The organism is Streptomyces sp. NPDC002588, from assembly GCF_040295925.1.
Lineage (GTDB): Bacteria > Actinomycetota > Actinomycetes > Streptomycetales > Streptomycetaceae > Streptomyces.
The window spans coordinates 21,280-44,701 of sequence record NZ_JBEOWF010000001.1; the positions used below are offsets into that span (position 1 = coordinate 21,280).

The following is a 23,422-nucleotide window of genomic DNA, read 5'->3' on the forward strand; positions in this document are numbered from 1 at the left end:
GGAAGCGGGGTGGCGAAGCTGGTGGGCACGAAGGCGGTCGAAGAGAGCGCGCAATCGCTGCACGTCTCGCACCGACTGCACCTGACGGTCGGACTGCTCGAGGTCGCCGCCGCCGTCGGCTGCTGGTGGGGCCGTGGCGGCGACCACTGCAGTTCGCCGCAGCCGCCGGCCTGACGCTGCTCATGGCGGGCGCGGCCGTCTACCACGCCCGAGCCGGCGACTCCGCGAAGAACACGTCGGTTCCTGCCGTACTCGGCCTGCTGACGCTCGCCGCCGGCGCGGCGGCACTGATGGCATGAGACCCCGCGCCTGACTAGTGTGGCGAATTATTGACATACACGTCGAGCGGGGCTATCCCTGAAACATGACTGCTCGGCGCGTTCACATACTCGGCGGCGGACCCGCAGGCCTCTTCGCGGCCCGGCTCCTGGCCCTCCGATGCCCGGACTGGCACGTCCGCCTGTACGAGAGGAACCCTCCCGAGGAGACGTTCGGCTTCGCGGTCGGCCTCACCGGTGGACTGCTCAGGGCACTGCGGCAGGCCGACCCGGAGATGTACGACGACATCACCGGCGCCGCACACTCCTTCGCCTCCGGGGGCTTCCGGCTGCCGCAGGGCGATGTGCGGCTCGGCCGGTTCCACAGCGGTGCGATCAGCCGGACGCGGATGCTGCGGCTGTTGCTCAACGGGGCGCTCGACGCCGGCGTAAAGGTCGAGATCGGCAGGGAACGCGACGTCGTCGACCTACTCGACGACGCCGACCTCGTGATCGCCGCCGACGGCGTCTCCAGCGCCACCCGCAACCGCTTCCGGGAGGAGTTCGGCGCCGAGGTCACCCCCGGCCGCGGCCGGTACATCTGGTGCGGAGGTGTGGCCCGTCTCGACAGCACCGTCTTCCTGCCCGCGACGACCCAGGACGGATTGTTCGTCGCCCACGCCTACCCCTACGGCGAGACGCGCTCGACCTTCGTGATCGAGGCCTCCGCCGAAACCCTGGACCGAGCCGGGTTCGGCGACCGGCAGTGGTCCAGCAACGGTGAATCGGACGACGAGGCACTGAAGTACCTGTCCAAGGCGTTCTCCGAACTGCTGGACGGCGGCTCCTTCTCCGGCAACCGCTCCCGCTGGGGACGGTTCAACACCGTCCGCTGCGCCCGCTGGCACCACGACAAGATCGTCCTCCTCGGTGACGCCGCGGCCACCGCCCACCCGTCACTGGGCTCCGGCACGAAGATCGCCATGGAGAGCGCCATCGCACTCGCCGACGCGCTGGCGCCCCTCGAGGACGAGCCGGTCTCCATCGGCCTGGAACGGTTCGAGGCCTCCCGGCGCCCGCAGGTGGAACGGCTGCAGGAACGTGCCACGCGCAGTCAGCTGTGGTGGGAGTCGTTCGACATCCGCCGGCACCTCAGCCCCGCCCGCATGGCCGTGGCCTACCTCAGCCGCGCCGGGGCCGTGTCGCTCGACGACCTGCTCACCTCGGACCCGCAGCTGGTGACCCAGGCCCTGGCGGACTTCGCCGGAGTCACGCCGAGCGAGGTACCCGGCACGCAGCTCACGCACTGGGTCCTGAGCCGGCCCCTCGACACCCCACATCACCGCCACCGCCACCGCTTCCACAGCGGAGCCGGTTCCTCCACCCCCACCATCCACGTGAACTGCCCCGACGCCTGGGGTGCCACCGCCGACACACTCGTCCAGCAGGCACGGGAACTCGTCCGGCAAGGCGCCCACGTCATCCACCTCACCGGCGAGGACACCCGCAGTGCGCTGCTCGACCGCCTGGCCCTGGGAGAACGGATCCGAACCGAACTCCCCGCAGTCGTCGACGTCACCTCGAGTCCATCGCTCCTGCATCACGCCGCCGACGGCGTGGTCGCCGGCCGCACGGACCTCGTCCATGTGACGGAACGATCGTGAGGTCACCTTCGATCCGACATACTCGGCATCGTCGCCGCGTACGGAGACGAAGAACGGTTCTGGCCCTGGTTCCACGGCAGTTGCGAGGGCACGTCGTAGGGCGGAGGTAGAGGACAGGATGTGTCCTCTACTGCGGGGAAGATGGAGCTCATGCAGAAGACATCCTCCCGGCTGCTCGCGCTGCTCTCGCTGCTCCAAACGCACCGTGACTGGTCCGGCGAGGATCTCGCCGGACGTCTCGACATCACCTCGCGCACCGTGCGCCGTGACATCGGCCGCCTGCGCGAACTGGGCTACCTGATCACGACCGTCAAAGGACCGGCCGGCGGCTACCGCCTGGAGGCGGGCACCCACATGCCGCCGATGCTGTTCGACGACGGCCAGGCAGTCGCCCTGGCCGTCGCGCTACAGACCGCGGCAGCCGACACCACCGGCGCCGCCATCGCCGAAGACGCCACCCGCGCCCTGGCCACCATCCGCCAGGTCCTGCCACCCCGCCTCCGCCACCGCATCGACCTGCTGCGGATCACCGCCGTCCCACTGCCCGCGGCTCGCGACACCCCTCAGGTCGGCACGCAGATCCTGGTGGACCTGAGCCGCGTCATCCACGCGCGCGAGGAACTGCGCTTCGACTACCTCCCGGGCCCGAGCACCCCGGTCGACCGCCCCCGCCGCGTCCAACCCCACCACCTGGTCGCCTGGCGAGACCGCTGGTATCTCGTGGCCTGGGACCTCGACCGCGAGGACTGGCGCACCTTCCGCGTCGACCGCATCCGGCCCCGCACGCCCACCGGCCCCCGCTTCGCCCCCCGCGATCTCCCCGGCGGCAACGTCTCCACCTTCATCGCCGGCCGGTTCCGCGGCAACGACGGCACCACCACCGACTGGCCCTGCCGAGGCGAAGTCATCCTCCGCCTCCCGGCCGCCGACGTCGCCCCCTTCGCCCAGGACGCCATCGTGGAGGAACTGGGCCCCCGCCGCTGCCGACTCACCCTCGGCTCCTGGTCGTGGACCGGACTCGCCGCCGCCATCGGCCGCTTCGACACCGAAATCGAAGTCGTCGGCCCGCCCCCACTGGCCGCTGCGTTCGCCGACCTCGCCGCCCGCTACGCCCGCGCCGCACGCACCACAGGACCGGAGACAGGTCCGACGCCGTGAGAACAGGAGTCGCCGGCAGTCACGATTGTTCGCACGGCGGCCGGGCGGGCGTCAGGAGGTGACATCCACCAGGACCTTTCCGACGGCGCCGCTCTCCACCGCCCGGTGCGCGTCGGCGGTGCGCTCCAGCGGAAAGCGGACCAGCGGCAGACCGTGTTCCTCGCCGACCGGCAGCGCGCCGTCACGGACCGCGGCGGCCACGTCCTCGACTGCCGCGGCACGCGCCTGCGGTCCGGCCGTGTAGAGCACCAGGAACTGCAAGCGTGTGTTCAGCACCATGTTCCGCAGTACGTCCAGCTCGACCGGCTTGCCACCGTCGTTGGCGTAGGTCGCGATCGTGCCGCGTGACCGCAGCACGCTCAGGTCGAGTGCGAGGTTGGCGCCGAGCGCCACCTCGGCGACGATGTCGACACCGTCCGGGGCGATCCTGCGGATCTCGGCGGCCGGGTCGCCCTCGCGATAGTTGACCACGTGGTCGGCCCCGGCGGCGGTGGCCAGCCGGGCCTTCTCCGGGCTGCTGACCGTGCTGATCACGGTGGCACCGGCCCATCGGGCGAGCTGGATCACCGCGTGCCCGACCGCCCCTGCGCCGCCGGCCGCGAGCACCACCTTGCCGTCGAGCGCCCCGGGCCGCAGACGGCGCGGGGTGTCCTCGGCGACGGTGAGCGCGCGGTGCGCGGTGAGCGCGGGGACGCCGAGTGAGGCGCCGACGTCGAAAGCGGCGTCGTCGGGCAGCGGCACGGCCTGTCCGGCCGGTACGACGGTGAACTCGGCGGCGGTGCCGGTGGGCCGCCCGGCGGCGGCCATGAACAGCCAGACCCGCTGGCCGATCCGGCCGCGGTCGATCCCCTCACCGACGGCGTCGATCGTGCCGGCGCCGTCGAGGTGGGGGGTGACCTCGGGGAAGTGTTTGGGATGGGCGGGGCCGGAGCGGGCCTGCCAGTCGGTCGGGTTGACCCCGGACACGGCGACTCGGACGCGTACTTCGCCGGGGCCGGGTGCGGGCAGGGCACGGTCGACGAGCCGGAGAACGTCGGGGCCACCGTTGTCGCGGTAAATGATCGCTTTCATGATCCGTCCTGAGAGCTCGGTGAAAAGGAGGCCCCCGGCACGGCCGGGGTTCTCGTGCGGGTGTCCGGCGTGTTGCCGGGAGAGGGGTTTCGTCGGCTGTGGTCAGCCGATGGGGACCTCGTTGGAGCGGGACTCGACGGCGTCGAGGGCGGCGAGGGTCGCGGCGTCGAGGACGATCTCACCGACCGACATGTTGGCCTCGAGGTGGGCGGCGTCGGCGGTGCCGGGGATGAGCAGCACGTTCGGCGCGTGGTGCAGCAGCCAGGCGAGGCCGACCTGGGAGGGTGTGACGCCCAAGGACTCGGCCGCCGAGTGGACGGCAGGCTCCTCGGTGACTTTGGGCAGGCCCGAGAAGGAGCCGCCGAGCGGGAAGAACGGCACCCAGGCGATGCCCTCGGCCGCGCACAGCCGCAGCATGTCCTCGTCGTCGCGGGAGGCGAGACTGTAGGCGTTCTGCACGCAGGCGACGCCCGCCGGCAGGGCGCGGCGAAGCACATCGAGGGTGACGCCGCTCAGGCCGATGGCACCGATCTTGCCTTCGTCACGCAGGGCGGTCATCACGGCGAGCTGGTCATCGAGGTCGACGACCTGGTCGCCCTCGGGACGCAGGCCGGGGCCGGAATCGAGGCGGCGGAGGTTGACCACGGGGAGCTGGTCGGTGCCAAGGCTGCGCAGGTTGTCCTCGACGCTGGCGCGCAGCTGTTCGGGACGCTGGGCCAGACGCAACGGCAGGGGACCGCCCGGGTCGGGGTCGGCGCCGACCTTGGTGACGACCAGGACGCCGTCCTCGGGGCGGAGCACCTCGCGGATCACGGCGTTGGCGAAACCGAAGCCGTAGAACTCGGCAGTGTCGACATGGTCGACGCCCAGCCCGATCGCGCGTCGCAGCAGCGCGACGGCCTCGCCGCGGCGGTCGTGCAGGCGCTCGAGCTGCAACGCGCCGTAGCCGATCCGGAAAACGGTACGGCCGGCGAACGTGGCGGTCGGGGCGATCATGAGTCATTCTCCTCGGGCGGTGACTGCAAGGCGGTGTACAGCAGTTCGGCCTGGTAGAGCGCCATCACCCGGTGGGCCGCCGGGGCGGCCCGCTCCCGGGCCTCGGCCGGTTCGTGGTGTTCGACCTTGACCAGCCACGCGGTGACGCAGTCGTGCAGCATCGCGCGCATCCGGTCCGTCATGTCGACGACGATGTCGCGGATGGCCGGGTTGGTGGTCGCCTCGCCCCAGGTCTGCACGCCGACCCGGGCCTCGGCGGGGTCGATGGCGGCGATCAGGCGGGCGAGCAGTTCGTCGGGGCCGGGCGGGGTGTCGCTCGCGGCGTACCGGCCGAGGACGGCGGCACGCTCGGCGAGCACCTCGCGGGCGGCTGCCTGGATCAGGTCGGCCTTGTTGCGGTAGTGGGCGTAGATGGAGCCGGCCGAGAGTCCGGACTCGGCGGTGATGTCGGCGATCGAGGTCCGCTCCAGACCGTTGCGTCCGAAGCAGCGCACGGCGGCCTCTGTGATCTGGGCGCGCCGGAGTTCCTTGCGCGCGTCGGTGAGCCGGGGCATCACGGTCCTCCCTCAAAAAGAACAGCGGTTCTGCTTGTGGGTACTACCCTACAAGAAGAACCGCTGTTCTTTTTACGGTGGGGTAGGCAGGTGCCGCCGGGCCGGCGCGTTGGTCAGGTCAGCGACGGCGGATCCACCAGGCGCAGAACCCGGTCAGAGCGAGGGCGAGGCCGAGGTAGAGCCCGGTCTCGGCCCATTGGAGGGCCCAGAAGTTGCCGGCCGGCTGGTATGTCACCTGCTGCTTGTAGCCCTGGGCGCCGAGGTCGGCGATGCAGCGTTCGAACTCCTGCAGGGGGGACGCGCCCGGCTCGGCGTTCAGGCAGTCGGCGAAGGACGACGGCAGGGCGGCCGGCCGACCTGCGGCGTTCAGCGTCTGCTGGGAGGTGACCCAGGCACCGGGCATTTGGTCGAGGTGCACGACGATCCCCTTGGCGCCGTCCTGGATGCTGATGGGGGCACCGTCGGGCTCGATCGGCACGGTGGTCCGGTCCGTGGCGGCCAAATGGGGCCGGATCCACAACGGCACCACGATCTGTACCGCGGCGTAGACGGCGAGCGTGGTGGCCATCGCGGGCAGGGTGCGGCGGATGACCAGGCCGAGGGCGACGCCCAGGACGAACGCGAAGGCGGCATGGGCCACGGGGGCGACACCCCGTGCGACGAAGGCCACGGGGTCGAGCCGCGGGAAGTACGTGTCCGTCGCGCCACCGCCGTTGACGGCCCGGTCGATGGGGCTGCTCCACCAGCTCACCGCGAGTGAGGCCAGTCCGGCAGCGGTCATGGCGGCCGCCCCGCCGAGGCCCAGCTTGGTCGCCAGCCAGCGCGTGCGGGTGACGCCCTGGTTCCACGCGAGGTAGTGGGTGCCGGTCTCCAGTTCACGGGAGACCAGCGGCGCGCCCCAGAACATACCGATGACCGCCGGGACGGCGAGCACGGCGACCAGCCCGGTGTAGTAGACGGTCCGGTCCGAACCGGAGAGCTGGTCCAACAGGCCGCTGCCGACGGCTCGGTAGAGGTCGGCCAACTGCGGGCCGGTGACCGCGAGGGTGACGGCGAGGGCAGCCACCGCGGCAGAGACCACGGCGGCCTGGGTGCGGAACTGGCGCCAGGTCAGCCAGATCATCGGAGTACCTCCAGCGCGGGCCGGGTGTCACGAACCGCATCGGCGGGCCGGGCCATGTAGGCCAGGACGATGTCCTCCAGACCGAGCGGGCTCACGGTCCAGGACGGATCGTGGACCGCGGTGTCGGTGCGCACCAGGAGGGTGGTCTGCCGGTCGGTGTGGCTGGCGGTGACGACGTGCTGACCGGCCGGGAGCGTGTCCGGGTCCCGGCGCGGTCCGGTGAGCCGGTGGTGGCAGGCGACCAGGTCGTCGAGGTCACCGGCCACCTCCACCCGGGAGTCGACGAGGACGATGACGTAGTCGCAGGCCCGCTCCACGTCGGAGACCAGGTGGGAGGAGAGCACGACGCTCAGCTCGTGCTCGGCGACGGCCTCCATCAGGTCCTGCATGAACTCCCGGCGGGCGAGCGGGTCCAGCGCGGCGACCGGCTCGTCCAGGATGAGCAGCTCGGGCCGCTTGGCGATCCCCAGGGTGAGGGCGAGCTGTGCACGCTGGCCGCCGGACAGCTTGCCGGCCCGCTGCCCGGGATCCAGACCGAGGCGCCGGATCCGGTCCCGGGCCAGTGCGTCGTCCCAGCCCGGGTTGAGGCGGGCACCCAGCCTGAGGTGGTCGGCGATGCTCAGCGCGGCGTAGACCGGCGTGCCCTGCGCGACGAAACCGACCTTGGCGAGTTGCTCGGCGCCGGTGGCGGGCAGGCCTCCGCACACCTCGATCGTGCCCGTGGTCGGGGTCAGCATCCCCGAGGCCAGGTTGAGCAGGGTGGACTTGCCGGCGCCGTTGGGGCCGACGAGACCGACGACCCGCCCTGCGGGCACGTCCAGGTCGCAGTTCTGCAGCGCCCAGCGCTGCTTGTACCTCTTGCCCAGACCCTGGGCTCGTAAGACGGCGCTCATGCCACGTCCTTTCCGGCGGCGTCACGAAACGTGCTCAGGAACAGCGCCTCGATGCTCTCCTCGTCGAGCCCGGCCAGGCGAGCCTTGGTCAGCCAGCGCTGCAGGTCCTTGCGCAGCGGTCCGTGCGCGGCGAGCGTGCCGTCGGCCAGCGTCCGGGTCACGAACGTCCCGACGCCGGGACGGGCGGCCACCAGACCGTCGTGCTCCAGCTCCCGGTACGCCTTGAGCACCGTGTTGGGGTTGACCGCCATCTGCCTCGCCACATCCTTGACCGTCGGCAGCCTGTCCCCCTCGTTCAGCAGGCCCAGGCGCAGCGCATGCCGCACCTGCTGAACCAGCTGTTGGTACGGCGGCAGGCCGGACCGGCCGTTCAGGTGGAACTCAATCACCAGCTCCTCCATTTATCTAGTTGCCTAGTACTTTAGCCTCCTGGAGTGACGGTCGGTCAAGACGGGCATGGCGGAGCCGGCCGGAGCCGAGGTCGCGACGAGAAGGCGAACGGGATCGGCACCGAGCAGGCGGGTGGCACTGGTGAGTTGGGCAGGCGTCATGAGCCTGTGGGGCACGGCGGCTTGGCCGCGGCGTGAGGCGGCGGGTCATCAAGGTGACGGCGGCCCGGGCGATCTGCGATTCGCGTACCCGACGCGGTCGTTCGCGATCGCGGCAGTGGCGGCGGGCCCGCACGATCCAGGGCAGGCGCCGTTCCAGCGCGGACCCGAGGGGGCAGCACGACGAACCCGCCCGCGCCCGGCGGGCGGCGTACGGTCTTCAGGACGACGTCGAGGCGGCCCTCGGCTCAGGTAACCCGCGCAAAGCGGTGACGGCATGCCACGGAGGGACGAACCCCCAGGCCCGGGGCGCCGACCGCCGGTCGGTCCGACGACGGGCCGAGTACCGCGGGCGCACGCGGACCCGGCCGTGGGACTGCTACACGTTCCCCGCCCTGCCGGAGCGCCGGTCCGGCAGGGCGTACCCGCTGGTCCCCCGGTGCCGGACCGGCGGCTCGGCAGCGGCCTGTCACAGGGTCGCGGTCGTCTCCTGCCCCGACGCGCTGCCTGCGAGCCACTGGTCCCATCCCAGATTGAAGGCGGCGTAGCCGTTGTCGGCCGAGGCCTTGGCACGGGGCGAGCCGGTGATGGTGACGGGGTCGCCCTGCTTGACCTGCTCGTAGAACCACTTGGCGTCCGACATGGACAGGTGGACGCAGCCGTGCGAGCCACGGGCACTGCCGCTGCCCGGGTTGGGGTCGCCGGTGGAGTAGTGCACGTAGGTCCCGGACTGGGTCAGGTGGACGTCCCAGGGAAGCGTCAGGTCGTAGTAGTCCGAGCTGCCCTTGTCACAGCTGATGCCGACGCTGCAGGAGGTCATGTGGACCTTCTCCTGCTTGTCGATGACGGCCATCGTGCCGTTCCACGTCGGATACTGGGCGCTGCCGGCATTGATCGACAGGGTGCGCACCGCCTCGCCGTTCCGGGTCACCTTCATGGTGTGGCCGGTCACCGAGACATCCGCACGCACGTCGTCGCCGATCGTGAAGGTGTGCGTGTAACCGTGCACACCGTAGCGTCCGTTGCCGTTGCTCACGCCCGTCATGTCGGCGTCGATCTTCACCTTCGTACCCGAGGGCCAGTACGTCTTCGGTCGCCAGTCGGCGCGCTTGTCACCCATCCAGTGCCAGGCGCCGACCACCGGCTGCGAGGCGCTGACCTTCATGTGCTTCTCGACCGTGGCCCGTGCCTTCGCCGCCACCGGGTCCGTGAAGATCACCGAGATCGGCATGGCCACGCCGACCGTGGTTCCCGTCTGCGGGGTGATCGTCTCCAGCAGCATCGGGGGGCCCGCGGGCTTCGTGGGCGTGGGCGAGGCACTCGCGCTCTGCTTTCCCGACGCCTTCGCGTCACTCCCGCTCGCCTTGTCGCTGCCGCCCCCGCCGCAGGCGCTCAGGCCCACCAGCATCACGACCGAGCCGAGTGCGATTCCTATGCTGCCCTTGCGCCGTCCCACAGCCTGCCTCGCTCTTCTCTCGCTCCGGCCCTGACGGGCCCACTCCCTGTCAGACCACGACGGTCCGGGCGGAGGTTCCGGGTTGCACGTAAAACGTGCATCAAAACTCGGCGGAGCCTGCGAAACGGACTACCAGGAGTGGGCGACGTCCACCACGAGCTCGTCGGCCAGTCGGGTCACCTTGAAGGACCTTGCCCGGGTAGGTCACTTTCTGGTTCTCCATGTCGTACGACGCCGCCTGGACGCGGATCTCCAGGATCGCGCCGCCGGACACCGGGATCGGGTCCCCGCCGTCCTGAACTGCGGTCCCGGTTTTCCGTAGGCGTCCGGCGCTGGTGCCGACAACTACGCCAACTACCGTTGATATATGGGTACTTGACTGTAGGGTCGGTCGCGGCCCCTCAGCGGGAGGGTGCCCTGCAAGGGGGGAGAACCGTGCCAGAGATTTCCCGGAGAACCGTACTGGGCGCCGCCGGAACAGCCGCCGCGGCAGCGCTCGCCACCACGTCAGGAACGGCCCAGGCAGCCGACACCGCGGGCGGCCAGGGGGAAGCCACCCCGCACACCATGAACCAGGAGGCCGACACGCCCATGGCCGTCACCACCGAGGCGCAGAAGTACGAGGCCTTCGTGACCAACGACGAGGGGGAATGGGCGGCCCACGCCATCTTCGACGCGCAATCCGACGCCGGCGACATGTGGGCCTTCGTCGACGCGGCCCTCGCCCGGCTGCGGCAGACGTACCCGAACCTGACCTTCACCGGGAAGGTTCGCCGCTACGACCAGGTCATCACGGACATCGCACGCCCGTGACGACCCGCCCGCCGCGGGGCCGCACGGCGTGCCGCGGCCGGACTCACCCGCCGGATCCTCCGCCTGGTGCACCCCGCGGTCGCCTCAGCAAGTAGCGGCCCCGACCTCGCGAGCAGCGGCCCCGACCTCGCGAGCAGCGGCAAGATAGGCGAGAACCAGGGGCCGTTCGTCCTCCCGGCCCGCGGCCACCGCCAGCCGGGAGGGTGAAACACCCCGGACCGGCACCGCGATCACCCCGTCCCGGACGACCAGCGGGGCGTTGCCGGACGCCAGGAGCACCACACCCTGGCCTCCCGCGACCGCCTCGTGGGTCTCCTCCGCGCTGGCCACCACGCCGCCGATCCGCGGCCGGCGACCGCGCCGGGCGTCCAGGGCAAGCCAGTAGTCCCGCGGCGGGCCGGCTTCCTCAGGGAGGGCGAGGAAGGGCTCCTCCAGCAGGTCGGCGAAGTCCACTTTCCCCTCGGGGTCGGACGCGGCCCGTGCCGCCAAGGGGTGTCCATCGGGCAGCGCGACCAGCCGCGGTTCGTGAGCCACCACCGCGTACCGGTAACGGTCCTCGTCCGGCACCGGCAGCCAGACGAACGCGACGTCGGTGGATCCGTCGGCCAACCCGGCGCTGGGATCCGCCCAGTTGACCTGGCGCAGGACGGTCCGCGCGTCCGGATGCCGGGAGACGAGGCGGGCCCGCAGGGCGGGCAGCAGACCGCGGCCCGGGCTCGTGGACATGCCGATCACCAGAGTGCACCGTTCGGCGGCCTTCGCCTCCTCGACCGCTCCCTCCGCGGCCTGCCAGGCGGCCAGCACCTCGCGGGCGCGCGGCAACAAGGCTTCTCCCACCGAGGTCAACCGCACCTTCTGCCGGTCCCGTTCGAACAGGACCGCACCGAGCTGCCTTTCCAGCATCCGTATCTGTTTGCTCAGCGCCGGCTGGGAGACGAACAGTCGCTCGGCGGCACGGGTGAAGCTCAACTCCTCGGCGACCGCGGTGAAGTAGCGCAGATCACGCCCATGGACGTTCATAACTCATGGCTATCACAACAGGTCTTGGACGACGCCGCGGTGTCCGGCCAAGGATGGACCCGTCGGCCGGACGTCCCGGTCGGCACGTGACGCGGAGGAAGAAGATGGGCGAGAACGCCAAGGTGTGGCTGGTCACCGGTGCCGGCAGCGGTTTCGGGCGGGCCATCGCGAAGGCCGCGGTCGCCGCCGGTGACACGGTGATCGGCACGGCCCGGCGGACGGAGGCGCTGGACGACCTGGTCGCCGCGCACCCCGACCGTGTGGAGGCGATCAGCCTGGACGTCACCGACGGCGAGCGGATCGACGAGGTGGCCGCCGACGTCCTGGCCCGCTACGGCAGGGTGGACGTACTGGTCAACAACGCCGGCCGCACCCAGGTGGGGGCGTTCGAGGAGACCACGGACCTCGCGCTGCGCGACCTGTTCGAGCTGCACGTGTTCGGCCCGGCGCGGCTGACCCGGGCACTGCTGCCGCACATGAGGGAACGGGGCAGCGGATCGGTCGTCAACATCAGCAGCTTCGGCGGGCAGTTGTCCTTCGCCGGGTTCTCCGCCTACAGCGCGACCAAGGCGGCGCTGGAACAGCTTTCAGAGGGACTCGCCGACGAGGTGGCGCCGTTCGGCATCAAAGTGCTGATCGTGGAACCCGGGGCGTTCCGCACCAATCTGTTCGGCAAAGGCGCGGCCTACTTCTCCGAGGAGAACCCCGCCTACGCCGAGACGGTCGGCGCGACGCGGCGGATGGTCGAGAACGGCGACGGCAGCCAGCCCGGCGACCCGGACAAGGCCGCGGCGGCGATCCGGCTGGCTCTCGACGCCGAGAACACCCCGCTCCGCCTCGCGCTGGGCAACGACGCGGTCGACTTCCTCACCCGACACCTCGACTCCGTACGGGCCGAGCTCACCGCGTGGGAAAGCATCTCCCGGGGAACGGACTTCGACCCGCAGCACGCGGACCGGTAGAGGAACCGCGATCCACACCCGCTCCCTCCCCGTCCCGGGCGGCCGCGCGCGCCCGGCGACCCGGCCACGGCCGCGGCGGCGGTATCCAGCTCGGTCAGCTGATTGTAAAGAACCTTGACAGTTAACTGGTCTAGTCCAAACACTGTCCCTGTTCGTTCCGCGGTTCTGTCTTTCCGCTGTACCCGCCTGCCCCTTTCTCATGGGAGCGTCAGTGAGACGACCTGGTCCTCTTCCCACGCTGTTGTCCTGCCTGAGCGTCACCGCCGTGTCCGCCGGGCTCGCCGTCCTCGGCGGAGGTAGCGCGCTCGCCGCGCCGCACCCGCTCCCGGTCACCGGCAAGCCCATGCCGACCCACGTGGCGGCGCCCTACTTCGAAGCGTGGACCGGCGACAGCCCGGCCGCGCTCGCCGCCGCCTCCGGCAACAAGTACCTCACCATGGCCTTCCTCCAGACGGCCACGGCGGGATCGTGCACCGCGTACTGGAACGGCGAGGCCGACCAGCCGATCTCCCGGACCACCTTCGGCCGCGACATCGCCACGATCCAGGCGCGCGGTGGCAACGTCGTCCCGTCCTTCGGCGGCTGGACCGCGGACACCACCGGCACCGAACTGGCGGACAGTTGCACCGATGTCGACGCCATCGCCAAGGTGTACGAGAGCCTCGTCACGACGTACGGCATCACCCGGATCGACCTCGACGTCGAGGGTGACTCCATCGACAACGCCGCGGGAATCGACCGCCGGAACAAGGCGATCGCCGAGGTCCAGCACTGGGCCGACCACACCGGCCGCAGTGTGCAGTTCTCCTACACCCTGCCCACCTCGACGACCGGTCTCGAGGACAACGGTCTGGCCCTGCTGCGGAACGCCGTCGACAACGGCGCGCGGGTCGACGTCGTCAACCTCATGACGTTCGACTACTACGACGGCGCCACCCACGACATGGCCGCCGACACCGAGACGGCCGCCGCGGGGCTGCACGACCAACTGGCCGCGCTCTACCCGAAGAAGAGCTCCGCCAGGCTGTGGAACATGGTCGGCGTCATCGAGATGCCCGGCATCGACGACTACGGCCCCGAGGAGACCTTCACCACCGAGGACGCGGCCAAGGTGGAGAAGTGGGCCGCGGCCAAGAAGATCAACACACTCTCCTTCTGGGCGCTCCAGCGCGACAACGGCGGCTGTGTGGGCACCGGCGGCTCCGATTCGTGCTCCGGCATCGCCCAGGACACCTGGCAATTCAGCCACACCTTCGAACCGTTCACGAGCGGCGCCGCCCGCCCCTGACAGAGACATGCGGCACCGAAGGCCCGGTCGCGCCATGCGACCGGGCCTTCGCCACAGGGGCCGGTGCGGCCGAGACCCCTGACACCTCCTGGATACATCGGATCTATCCCTATGCGTTGACGCCTCTTCTCCTCGTCTCTATCTTGCATCGCTAGATAGCTCCGATGACTCAAGCAGCCGCGAACGAGCTCGCCTGGAGGCAACGTGTCCTGTCCCTCCGCGCCCGATCCGTCCAGGCGTGCCGTCCTCGCCACCGGATCCGCCCTGGGCGGCGCACTCCTGACGTCGGGCCTGGCCACGCCGGCGGCGGCGGATGTCCGGTCCTCGGCCGGCTCACTTCCCGCCGATCCATGGCGCACCGTCCTCGAGGACGCCGACCTGGTCTGGCAGCGGATGCCGACGACGTGGTCCGAAGGCCCGTTCCTCGGCAACGGGTTTCTCGGCTCCGGGGTGTACGCCGAGCCGGGCGCCGCGTCGACGGCCGTGCGCTTCAACGTCCAGCACTCCGAAGTGCAGGACCACCGGCCCGAGTTCGGTTCTCTCTTCGGGCTGGCCCGGCTGCCCATCGGGTACTTCACGCTGGAGCCGGTGGGCGCGATCACCGGTCTCGACTGGCGACTGTCCCTGCGCGAGGCCGAGTTGACCGGAACGCTCACCACGGAGAAGGGCACGCTGGCCCTGCGCGCCCTCGTCCACAACGACCGCTCGGTCCTCGCCGTGGATGTGACGCCGAGTGACGGCGAGCGGGACTTCCGGTGGGTGTTCCACCCCGCGGACGCCATCAGTCCGCGGGCCGCCTTCAAGCCGCTGCCGGACGGCTACGCGGGCAACCCGCCCGCCGAGGTCTCCGCCCACGGCGATGTGACCGCCGCCGTGCAACCGCTGCTGGCGGGTGGGCAGCACGTCACCGCGTGGCGGGAGCGGACCTGGGGCCGGACGCGGACCCTGTATGTGCACGTCGCCCACTCGTATCCGGGGACCACCGCCCTCGGCCGGGCCCTGCGGTCGGTCCGCGCCGCGGCCGCGCTGCCCTACTCCGCCCTTGCGGTGGCCCACCGCGCCTGGTGGCACGCCTACTACCGGCGGAGCTTCCTGTCCCTCCCCGACGCCCGTATCCAGCGCTTCTACTGGATCCAGCTCTACAAGACCGCCTCCGCCGCCCGCCGCGACGCCCCGGTGATGGCGACGTGCGGTCCCTGGCTCGAGCCCACGCCCTGGCCCAACACCTGGTGGAACCTCAACGCCCAGTTGGAGTACTGGCTCATCCACGGCTCCAACCACCTCGAACTCGACGCGATCACTAGGGCGTTGAGCGAGTTCCGCGACAACCTGGCCAAGGAGGTGCCGACGCCGTACCGCGCCGACTCCCTCGGCATCCCCCGCACCACCGACCCCCACCTCGTCAACGGCGCGGCCAGCGCCCTCATGGGGTACGGCGTCGGTATCCCCGGCCAGGACCCGCCGACCCCCGAAGTCGGCAATCTGACCTGGGCGTTGCACAACGTGTGGCTCAGCTACCGCCACACGATGGACGAGCGGATCCTCCGGGACGTCCTGTTCCCGCTGCTGCGCAAGGCGGTCAGCTACTATCTGCACTTCCTCGAAACCGGGCCGGACGGCAGACTCCATCTGCCCGCCACCTTCTCCCCCGAGTACGGCGGCGACTCCCGGGACTGCAACTACGACCTGATGCTGCTCACCTGGGGCTGCCGTACCCTTCTCGAGTCCGTCGAACTCCTCGGGATCGACGACGCGTCGGCACCCCGCTGGCGCGAGGTGCTGGCCAGGCGGGTGCCGTATCCGACGGACGCGAACGGTTTCATGATCGGCGCGGACATTCCCTTCGCGAAGTCCCACCGCCACTACTCCCACCTGCTCGCGGTCTACCCGCTGTACGAGGTGACCGGGCGCACCCCCGAAGAACGCTCCTTGATCGAGAAGTCCCTGGCGCACTGGGTGGGCTTCGAGGGCGCCCTCCAGGGATACACCTTCACGGGCGCCGCCTCGATGTCGGCCCTGCTCGGCAAGGGCGAGGACGCGCTGCGGTATCTCGGCGAGCTGATGACCCGGTTCATCCAGCCCAACACCATGTACCAGGAGTCCGGGCCCGTCATCGAGACACCCCTGTCGGCGGCCCAGTCACTGCACGACATGGTCTGCCAGTCGTGGGGCGGGGTCATCAGGGTGTTTCCCGCGCTGCCCGCCGCCTGGGCGGACCTGGAGGTGCACGACTTCCGCACCCAGGGCGCCTTCCTTCTCGGCGCACGCCGTCAGGGCGGCAGTACCCGCTGGGTGCGGCTGGTCAGCGAGGCGGGCGCCCCCTGCGTGGTACGGCACGGGATCACTGGACCGGTCGACGTACGGGACGGCCGGGGCCGCCCCATGCGGTACTCCGACGCCGGCGACGGCACGGTGGAACTCGGCCTCCGCAAGGGCGATTCGGCGCTGATCACCGCCAGGGGCGACCGGCCGGACCTGACGGTCACTCCCGTCCGCCCGAACGCGGACGCGCCCCGCTGGGGGCTGCCCGGCGCGTAGTGCCGACAAGGTGGTGCGCGGACCCTTTCACACCCGAGAACCTCGTGGCATGCTCACCCGTCGACGCACATCTGAACGTCGTTCACATCCATGAAATGTCCATGGGAAGGGCGAACGGTCATGAGAGACGCGCACAACGCCACCACAGGCATCAAAAATGTCATGAGCATGACTCGTCGAACCGTCCTGGGGAGCGCCGTCGTCCTGGCGGCCGGCGCCGGCCCCTCGACGGCAGCCGACTCGGGTACCTCGTCAGCCGAATCGCCGCTCCTCTGGCGGGAGTTCACACGCGCACCCTTCACCCACCCGCAGATCCCGTACATCGGCCGCGCCGGTTGCGACGGTGGGGCGGATCGTCTCCCCCGCCGGCCCGTGGTAGCCGACGTACGCGACTTCGGCGCCGTGAGGGACGGCACGACGGACTCCGCCCCCGCGATCAACCGGGCCATCGCCGCTGCCGGCAGGGCCGGCGGTGGCACGGTCACCGTCCCGCCCGGCACGTTCCGGATCGACGACGTGATCCGCCTGGGCTGGTCGAACGTGATCCTCAAGGGCGCCGGCAGCGGCCGTACGACCCTGTACGCGACGAAGAACCTCACCGAGCTGATCGGCGCGTACGGCTCCCGCTACGGCGGCGACAAGTCGGGCTGGTCCTGGGCGGGCGGTCTGGTCTGGCTCGCCCCCAGGGCCCGCTGGGCCTCTCTCGTCACCGCGATCAGGGCGAAGGCCTGGCCCTTCGAGGGCTGGACCGGCAACAACCGCGACGAGTGGCGCCGGCTCGCGACGGTCGCTCCGGAGCGGCGGGGCTCATGGACGATCACGGTGTCCGACGCGTCGTCGCTGCGCCCCGGCGCCCTCGTCCTCCTCCGCCTCGCCGACGACGCCGGCCACTCGCTCCTCGAGCACATGTGCGGCGGCGGCCCGGGACCGGAGGCCTATTCCTGGGACGACAAGACGAAACTGACCTCGTACGTCCCCTACGAATGGCCCGTCCGCATCTCCCGGGTCCACGGCCGGAAGGTCACCCTCGAACGCCCGCTCCCGCTCGACGTACGCCCCGAGTGGGACCCACAACTGACCACTCACGTACAGGCGTTGACCGGCTCGGGTGTCGAGGGACTGACCTTGGAGGCGACGGAGACCCCACAACAGCCGCACCTGCTGGACAAGGGCTACAACGGCGTCGTCCTCCAGTGCGCGTACGACTGCTGGGTGGACGACGTGACAGTCCGCCACGTCGACAACGGCTTCGGCCTCGTGGCCGCCTCCGCGTGCACCCTGCGCCGCACGCGCGTCACGGGCCGCGGCTCCCATCACCCCTATTTCTGCCGCGAGGGTTCGCACGACAACCTCATCGAGGACTTCACGATCGAGGAGCGCACCAGCCCCGCGCCCGCGAACACCCAACTGCACGGCATCAACGTCGAGGGGTTGTCCTCGTACAACGTCTGGTCCCGCGGTGACATGCGGATGGGCACGTTCGACAGCCACCGCGGCCTGCCCTTCGCCAATGTGCGCACCGACATCACCGTCAACAACAACGGCCGCCACGGTGGTGACGCGAGCGCCGGTCCCCTGTTCGGCGCCCGCTTCACGCACTGGAACATCCGCGTCACCAACGCCCGGGCGGGCCTGGTCAGACTCGACGCCCTGGCACCGTACTCCGCCACCGTCGGCATCGACGAGGTCGGGGACTTCGACCAGATCGACGTCCCCGACTTCACGGGTGATCTGCATACACGTCTGGAGCTGTACGGCAGGCCGCACGCGGTACGGCCGCGCAACCTCCACGTGGCGCAGCGCGACCTGTAGCCGGGTGCGGGCGCCGCCGTCAGGGACGGACCGTCAGCCAGTCCACGGCCGCGACCTGAGGGCCTCCCTTCGCCACGAGGTAGAGGGTGTGGACGCCGGTGAGGTGGTGGGACAGGCTGACCGACTGCTCCCGCCACATCGCCGCGGAGCCGGTGGCGCGCACGGGGAGGTGTGCGGCCACCGGGCCCTCCGGGGAGTCCACGCGGAGTTCGAGTGCGCAGCCGGTGGCGCAGGTGGAGGCCAGGCGTACGGCCAGACGGCCGCCGTTCACGCTCGTCCGCCGGTAACCGATCCAGTCGCCCGAGCCCAGCACGCCGGTGGCGGCCGTGCCGCGCCGGGTTCCGTGCACGGCGGTGGCCTGCTCGGCCTGGAGCGTGGCGGCGGCGTCGGGGCCCTCGCCGTACAGCCGCAGGTCGTTGACCACCCAGGGGACGGGGCCGCTCGCGGTGAGGGTGATCCGGACGTAGCGGGCCGTCCGGGTCGGGAAGGCCGCGTCCTGCGTGAAGGACCGGCCGGAGACCCGGGCGAGCGCGCCGCTCCACCGGGTTCCGTCGCGGCTGACGGACACCGCGAAGCCGTACGGCTGTCCGCCGGTGTCGCGTCCGGCGTCGAGGGAGATCCGGTCGAAGGTCTTCGTCTCGCCGAGGTCGACGGTGAGGGACTGGCCGGGGGACTGTGCGGCGGCGGCCGTCCAGCGGGTGTTGATGTCACCGTCGACGGTGGCGGAGGCGTCCGTGCCGTCGCTCGCGGCAGCGGTCCAGTCGCCGTGCCGGACGCCCTGCCGGCAGCCGGGGAGGGAGCAGCCGGTGGACCAGACCGGCTCGCCGTACTCGTATGCGCCGATGTCGGGGGCCGTGCCGCGTACGTCGGTGGTGATGCCGTCGATCGTCTCGCCCGCGTCGATGACCGGTGAGCCGGCTGTCGGCCACAGTTCGCCGTTCACCGGATCGGTGTAGCCGGGCTGTTCGCTGATCAGGTTGGAGCGGACCACCGGCAGCGGGTCACCGATCTGGGTCACGCTGACCGGCTTCGGCCCGACGATGTTGCTGATGTAGGAGCCGGAGGCGTCGGTCGCACCGCTCAGCAGCACCGAGTTGCCGTTGATGCCCACGCCGTAGCTGGAGTTGTGGTCCTGGTTGGCGAGGCTCGGGCCGGTGTGTCCGTTGAAGAAGGTGCCCCGGCTGCCGGCGTTCCAGGCGACGTTGTGGTGCAGCAGGAAGTTCCCGGAGTAGTTGTCGACGTAGTAGCCCACCTGGCCGTCGGCGTCGTGCGAGGTGTTGTGGTCGATGGAGGTGCCCGAACCGTTCAGGCTGCAGCAGACGTAGAAGGGCGAGCCGTCGCGCGAGGTGCGCATCGCTTCGGAGAGGTCGTTGTAGGCGATGCGGTTTCCGTGGAACTCGGTGCCGTTGAGCTGCCAGGCCGTGTCGATGGAGGCGCGTCCGGTGCGGCGGATCGTGTTGTGCGTGACCGTGTGGTCGTTGCCGTTGATCTCGATGCCGGGGGTGTAACTGCCCATCCAGCCGACGTCGTGGATGTAGTTGTCGGTCACCGTGTTTCCGGTGCCGCGCAACAGGACGCCGTCACCGGCGGACTGCGAGATCTCGCTGTTCTTCAGGGTGTTGCCGGTGCCGAGGATCTGCACACCCGAGTCCAGGATCCGGGAGGCGACGATGTGCCCCTCGAACGGAGGGATCGCGAGGTCGCTGTCCGGCGGCATGGGGAGGGTCGAGAACTCGGAGATGTAGGTGGCGTGCAGTCCGTCGACCACGACTCCCGTGCTCGACCTGCCGGTGCGCAGGGAGGTGCCCCACAGGTTCAGGCCGCGGACCGTGACGTGCGAGCTGTCGCTGAGGTCGACGCCCCAGAGGCGGTGCTTGGCGGTCACGGTGTGCCCGGTCATGCCGCCCTTCGGCGCAACCATGAACAGCCGGTGCGCGGTCTCGTCGTAGTACCACTCCCCCGGCTGGTCGAGGGCGGCCTTCGAGCCCACCAGGTAGTAGTTGCGGTAGTTCTGGTTGCCCATGCACAGGGGCGGGCAGCGGTAGTTGCCGCCCTTGAAGTCCAGCTTGCCGGGCGAGGCGGCGGTGACCGTGCCGGTCTGCTGGGCCCAGGGGTTGGAGCCCGCCCACAGATGCACGGTCGCGCCGGTCCAGTCGGTGTCGGGCAGGTCGGAGTCGTCGATGTGCTGGTCGGTGGAGGTGGAATCGGCCTCGGCCCAGGTGGTGTTGAGCGGGTCGGAGCCGGAGTTGGGCCAACGTCCCTCCGCCGCACGGTCGTTGTCCAGGAACACCGCGTTGAAGTCGGGGTCGAGGGGCAGGTTCGCGTCGGCGGCGACCAGTCCGCCGCCGGCGTCCTTCCAGCCGGTCACCGGCTCGGTGCCGTCGACGGTCACCGGGCCGTCGCCGTACGCGGCGAGGGTGATCGGGGCGTCCTCGGTGCCGGAGGGCGGGGTCACCTGTTCGCGGTAGGTGCCGCGGTGGATCAGGCAGGTGTCGCCGGGGCGGACGCGGGCGAGGCAGGCGCCGATGGTGCGCAGGGGGGCGGACCGGGAGCCGGGTGCGTGGTCGCTGCCCCAGGGGGCGATCTCATAGGTCCGGCCTGCGCCGGTCGCCTGTGCCTGCACCGGGAGCGCCAACAGCGCCGTCACGGCGGCCAGTACGGACAGGTGTTTCAGTCTCATGTCCCGTCTCCAGGTGTCGGGGGTTGCCGCCAGGCCGCCTCGGCCTCGGGGCCGTTGCCGGTCCCGAGCACCGCACATCTCAACCAGTGCTCGCCTGGCGGGAGTCGACCGGTCAGCAGGGGCAGTGCGGTGCGGCGGGCGAGGACGTTCGTACCGGGCAGGCAGTCGACGACCTCGCCCTCGCGCAGCCCGTCGAGGTCCCGGATGCCGGACAGGCCGGCGGTTGCGCCGGCCCGCGCGTGTCCGGTGCCGCTCGAGCGGTCCACGCCCGCGTCGCGGTCGACCGCGAAGGCGCCCTCCGCCGTGTGCAGCGCACGGGCGGTCCGGATGCGGTGCCGGCGCAGGTGCCAGGGCGGCGCGGCGGTCAGCCAGGTGGTGATCTCCACGTCGGGCCAGGGCCGCCAGGTGCTGCGGACGGTGTCGGCCATGGTCTCCGGGTCGACGGGCTCCTCGCGCACGCGGTGGTGCGCGCCGCCGTCGTCGCTCAGTGCGAGCATCGAGTCGTACGCGCCCTGCCGCAGCCCGAGCGTCCCGTTCGGCAGGCTGAAGCCGAAGCGCGAGGAGTAGGCGAACTTGGCGTACTTCTCCGCGCCGTGCCGCACCCAGGCGTGGTGCTGCCGTCCGGCGAGCAGGGTCACGTCGCCGCCGGCGCGCATCAGGATCGCGCCGGGGTGCGTCTGGGCACTGACCGCGGGCAGCGTCGGAGCGGGTTCCTCCCGGGCGGTCCAGAAGGGGTGTGCGGCGGGCAGGGCCAGGGGCAGGAACGCCTTCAGTGACCAGTACGGCGAGCCCGGCGCGTTGTACTGCTCGGCGAGCGCGGGCTGCGGATAGCCGTACCCGATGGACAGCAGTCCGTCGGGGCCGGTCACCGGGCGCCCCTGCCACCAGCGCAGATGCCGCAGCAGATACCCTTTGACCTCGCCCCACGGCAGCACGTCGACCCCGGCGAAGGGCAGCGCTCCCCAGAACGCGGCCTGCGCCCAGCGGTAGGTGAGGCTGCGGCCGTAGGGGACGGCGGCGCCGTCGTCGGCGAACCAGTGCCGGAAGTCGAGCGCGAAGCGGGCCGCGCGCTCGCGGAAGTGATCGCCCTTCCCGGTGAGCCGGGCATGGAGCAGGCCGTAGAAGTGCATGGCCCACGGCACGTAGTAGTCGCGGCGTTCGGTCGGTCCGTCGGAGTACCAGCCGTCGCCGAGCCAGAAGGTCTCCAGGCGGGCGAGGCGGGCGGCGACCGGCTCATGGTCGTACGTCACCCCGACCCGGTCGAGGCCGAGTCCGATCAGCACCGGGAAGAAGTGCCAGTTGTTGTCCGCGGTCTCGCGGGGCAGGGCGCTCAGCAGCCAGCGGGCGAGGCGGTCGCGTTCGGGGCCGGTGAGCGGGTCCCAGAACGTCCCGGGTGCGAGCGCCAGCGCGAAGCCGATCGCGGCCATCTCGACGATCCGCTGGTCGCGGTCGCCGGGTTCGCCCCAGTACTCGGGGTGGCCGGGATCGGTGCCCGCGGCGAGCCCCCGCTGCCAGAGTTCCGCGTGCGGGACCTCGCCCTCGCCCGCGGCGAGTGGGGCCAGGCCCCACAACGGGCGGGCGAAGGACTCCAGTTCGGCCGCGGTGTCGTCATGGATGGCGGTGTTGACGCCGAGTCGTACGCGGGCTCGTCCCGCACTGAAGCGCGGCACGAGGGGCGCCACCAACCGCTTTGCTTCTTCCTGTAGTTGCTGTCTCATCAGCCTTTCTCCGCTCCGGCCAGCAGGCCCGTCCGCAGGAAGCGCTGCGCGAGCACGAACCCGATGAGGAGGGGCGCGCCCGCGACCAGGCCTGCGAGCGCGGCTTCGGGCTGGTGGATGTCGAGGTCGGCGAAGCCGCTGGAGTTGTTCACCGCGCCGGTGGCCTGGAGCAGGGACATCAGGCCGAGTTGGAGGGTGAAGGTGCGGTCGTCGGAGAGCATCACGAAGGGGAGGAAGAAGTCGGTCCAGCAGCGGACGAACCCGAAGAAGGCGATGAGGGCGATGGCAGGGCGGGCCAGGGGCACCGCCACCGACCAGAACAGCCGCAGTTCGCTCGCGCCGTCGACGCGTCCGGCGTCCAGCAGGCTGTCCGGCAGGTTGGCCTGGAAGTGCAGGAAGGCGAGGTAGACGCCGAACGGGTAGAAGGAGAGCGGCAGGATCACCGCCCAGACCGTGCCCGTGAGGTCGACCGCCGACATCTCCAGGTACAGGGGCAGCACCAGTGCGGCCGGCGGCAGGATCATGGTCACGACCGAGAGGGTGAGCAGTGTGCGGCGGCCCGCGAAGTCGTGCTTGGCGAGCACATACCCGGCGGGCACGCACAGCAGCAGGGCGAGGACCACGCTGGCGCCCGCGTAGATGACGGAGTTGCCGATCCACAGGGTGATCTCGCCGTCGTTGTACGACGTCAGGTGCGACCACGCGTCGGCGACGTTGCCGAGCGCGCCGAAGCCGAGCGGTGCGCCGGTCGTCAGGTCGTCGGCGGTGCGGGTGGGCGCGAGCAGGAGCCAGAGCAGGGGCAGTCCGAAGAAGGCGGCGGCGCCGAGCAGGAACAGGGCGCGGGCGCCGCGGGAGAGAACGGTCATCGGCT

General features: G+C 70.9%; 20 protein-coding genes and 1 pseudogene. 9 read left to right on the forward strand and 12 right to left on the reverse strand.

From position 1 onward, the window contains the following. Positions 1 to 9 precede the first annotated feature (9 nt). The 4 genes from ABT057_RS00100 to ABT057_RS00115 all read left to right on the forward strand — a co-directional run bounded on the left by ABT057_RS00100 (position 10) and on the right by ABT057_RS00115 (position 3,079). Positions 10 to 174 carry a hypothetical protein gene (locus ABT057_RS00100; RefSeq protein ID WP_352339786.1) on the forward strand — a complete coding sequence of 55 codons (165 nt, stop codon included), beginning with the start codon at positions 10 to 12 and terminating at the stop codon, positions 172 to 174. A gap of 8 nt (positions 175 to 182) precedes the next feature. After that, positions 183 to 299 carry a hypothetical protein gene (locus ABT057_RS00105; RefSeq protein ID WP_352339788.1) on the forward strand — a complete coding sequence of 39 codons (117 nt, stop codon included), beginning with the start codon at positions 183 to 185 and terminating at the stop codon, positions 297 to 299. Positions 300 to 364: 65 nt separating this feature from the next. Continuing rightward, positions 365 to 1,921, forward strand: a complete 1,557-nt coding sequence (locus ABT057_RS00110; protein WP_352339790.1) for an FAD-dependent monooxygenase — start codon at positions 365 to 367, stop codon at positions 1,919 to 1,921. A 150-nt stretch (positions 1,922 to 2,071) separates the two neighbouring features. Then, complete coding sequence (locus tag ABT057_RS00115) at positions 2,072 to 3,079, forward strand: helix-turn-helix transcriptional regulator (protein WP_352339792.1); 1,008 nt, start codon at positions 2,072 to 2,074, stop codon at positions 3,077 to 3,079. A 51-nt stretch (positions 3,080 to 3,130) separates the two neighbouring features. On the opposite strand, the gene ABT057_RS00120 is transcribed toward ABT057_RS00115, so the two are convergent. From ABT057_RS00120 to ABT057_RS49140, 8 genes are all read right to left on the reverse strand, one after another. Continuing rightward, on the reverse strand, positions 3,131 to 4,150 hold the full coding sequence (locus ABT057_RS00120; RefSeq protein ID WP_352339794.1) for an NADPH:quinone reductase: 1,020 nt from the start codon (positions 4,148 to 4,150) through the stop codon (positions 3,131 to 3,133). A gap of 102 nt (positions 4,151 to 4,252) precedes the next feature. Further along, positions 4,253 to 5,146, reverse strand: a complete 894-nt coding sequence (locus tag ABT057_RS00125; protein WP_352339796.1) for an aldo/keto reductase — start codon at positions 5,144 to 5,146, stop codon at positions 4,253 to 4,255. After that, the gene (locus ABT057_RS00130; protein WP_352339798.1) at positions 5,143 to 5,700 is read right to left on the reverse strand and encodes a TetR/AcrR family transcriptional regulator; all 558 of its coding nucleotides are present in this window, start codon (positions 5,698 to 5,700) and stop codon (positions 5,143 to 5,145) included. Before ABT057_RS00130 ends, ABT057_RS00125 begins: the two co-directional genes overlap by 4 nt. Before the next feature lie 118 nt (positions 5,701 to 5,818). Then, the gene (locus ABT057_RS00135; RefSeq protein WP_352339800.1) at positions 5,819 to 6,823 is read right to left on the reverse strand and encodes an ABC-2 membrane transporter-related protein; all 1,005 of its coding nucleotides are present in this window, start codon (positions 6,821 to 6,823) and stop codon (positions 5,819 to 5,821) included. Beyond that, positions 6,820 to 7,716, reverse strand: a complete 897-nt coding sequence (locus ABT057_RS00140; RefSeq protein WP_352339802.1) for an ABC transporter ATP-binding protein — start codon at positions 7,714 to 7,716, stop codon at positions 6,820 to 6,822. The genes ABT057_RS00135 and ABT057_RS00140 overlap by 4 nt, the downstream gene beginning before the upstream one ends. Beyond that, positions 7,713 to 8,117: a GntR family transcriptional regulator gene (locus ABT057_RS00145; RefSeq protein ID WP_352339804.1), complete on the reverse strand. Its 405-nt coding sequence runs from the start codon at positions 8,115 to 8,117 to the stop codon at positions 7,713 to 7,715. The genes ABT057_RS00140 and ABT057_RS00145 overlap by 4 nt, the downstream gene beginning before the upstream one ends. Positions 8,118 to 8,733: 616 nt before the next feature. Then, complete coding sequence (locus ABT057_RS00150; protein ID WP_352340573.1) at positions 8,734 to 9,672, reverse strand: L,D-transpeptidase; 939 nt, start codon at positions 9,670 to 9,672, stop codon at positions 8,734 to 8,736. Positions 9,673 to 9,820: 148 nt separating this feature from the next. Further along, positions 9,821 to 9,994: a hypothetical protein gene (locus tag ABT057_RS49140; protein ID WP_502973734.1), complete on the reverse strand. Its 174-nt coding sequence runs from the start codon at positions 9,992 to 9,994 to the stop codon at positions 9,821 to 9,823. 161 nt (positions 9,995 to 10,155) lie between these two features. On the opposite strand from ABT057_RS49140, the gene ABT057_RS00155 reads away from it, so the two are divergent. Then, on the forward strand, positions 10,156 to 10,533 hold the full coding sequence (locus tag ABT057_RS00155) for a hypothetical protein (RefSeq protein ID WP_352339806.1): 378 nt from the start codon (positions 10,156 to 10,158) through the stop codon (positions 10,531 to 10,533). Positions 10,534 to 10,617: 84 nt separating this feature from the next. On the opposite strand, the gene ABT057_RS00160 is transcribed toward ABT057_RS00155, so the two are convergent. Continuing rightward, positions 10,618 to 11,553, reverse strand: coding sequence for a LysR family transcriptional regulator (locus ABT057_RS00160; RefSeq protein ID WP_352339808.1), 936 nt, complete (start codon positions 11,551 to 11,553; stop codon positions 10,618 to 10,620). A 104-nt stretch (positions 11,554 to 11,657) separates the two neighbouring features. On the opposite strand from ABT057_RS00160, the gene ABT057_RS00165 reads away from it, so the two are divergent. The 4 genes and pseudogenes from ABT057_RS00165 (at position 11,658) to ABT057_RS00180 (ending at position 18,153) form a co-directional block, all read left to right on the forward strand. After that, entirely contained in the window at positions 11,658 to 12,515 is an 858-nt protein-coding gene (locus tag ABT057_RS00165; RefSeq protein ID WP_352339810.1) for an oxidoreductase, read from the forward strand. A gap of 199 nt (positions 12,516 to 12,714) precedes the next feature. After that, a pseudogene (locus tag ABT057_RS00170) lies at positions 12,715 to 13,800 on the forward strand (chitinase); the annotation flags it as partial. A gap of 207 nt (positions 13,801 to 14,007) precedes the next feature. Next, the gene (locus tag ABT057_RS00175) at positions 14,008 to 16,341 is read left to right on the forward strand and encodes a glycosyl hydrolase family 95 catalytic domain-containing protein (RefSeq protein WP_352339814.1); all 2,334 of its coding nucleotides are present in this window, start codon (positions 14,008 to 14,010) and stop codon (positions 16,339 to 16,341) included. Between the two features lie 162 nt (positions 16,342 to 16,503). Then, positions 16,504 to 18,153, forward strand: a complete 1,650-nt coding sequence (locus ABT057_RS00180) for a glycosyl hydrolase family 28-related protein (protein ID WP_352339816.1) — start codon at positions 16,504 to 16,506, stop codon at positions 18,151 to 18,153. 19 nt (positions 18,154 to 18,172) lie between these two features. On the opposite strand, the gene ABT057_RS00185 is transcribed toward ABT057_RS00180, so the two are convergent. The 3 genes from ABT057_RS00185 to ABT057_RS00195 are packed head-to-tail and all read right to left on the reverse strand — an operon-like array spanning position 18,173 to position 23,417. Further along, positions 18,173 to 20,833, reverse strand: coding sequence for a discoidin domain-containing protein (locus ABT057_RS00185; RefSeq protein WP_352339817.1), 2,661 nt, complete (start codon positions 20,831 to 20,833; stop codon positions 18,173 to 18,175). Further along, a complete protein-coding gene (locus tag ABT057_RS00190) occupies positions 20,830 to 22,551 on the reverse strand; it encodes a DUF2264 domain-containing protein (RefSeq protein WP_352339819.1) in 1,722 nt (573 codons plus the stop codon). Before ABT057_RS00190 ends, ABT057_RS00185 begins: the two co-directional genes overlap by 4 nt. Then, positions 22,551 to 23,417 carry a carbohydrate ABC transporter permease gene (locus ABT057_RS00195; RefSeq protein WP_352339821.1) on the reverse strand — a complete coding sequence of 289 codons (867 nt, stop codon included), beginning with the start codon at positions 23,415 to 23,417 and terminating at the stop codon, positions 22,551 to 22,553. Before ABT057_RS00195 ends, ABT057_RS00190 begins: the two co-directional genes overlap by 1 nt. Between the last annotated feature and the right edge of the window lie 5 nt (positions 23,418 to 23,422).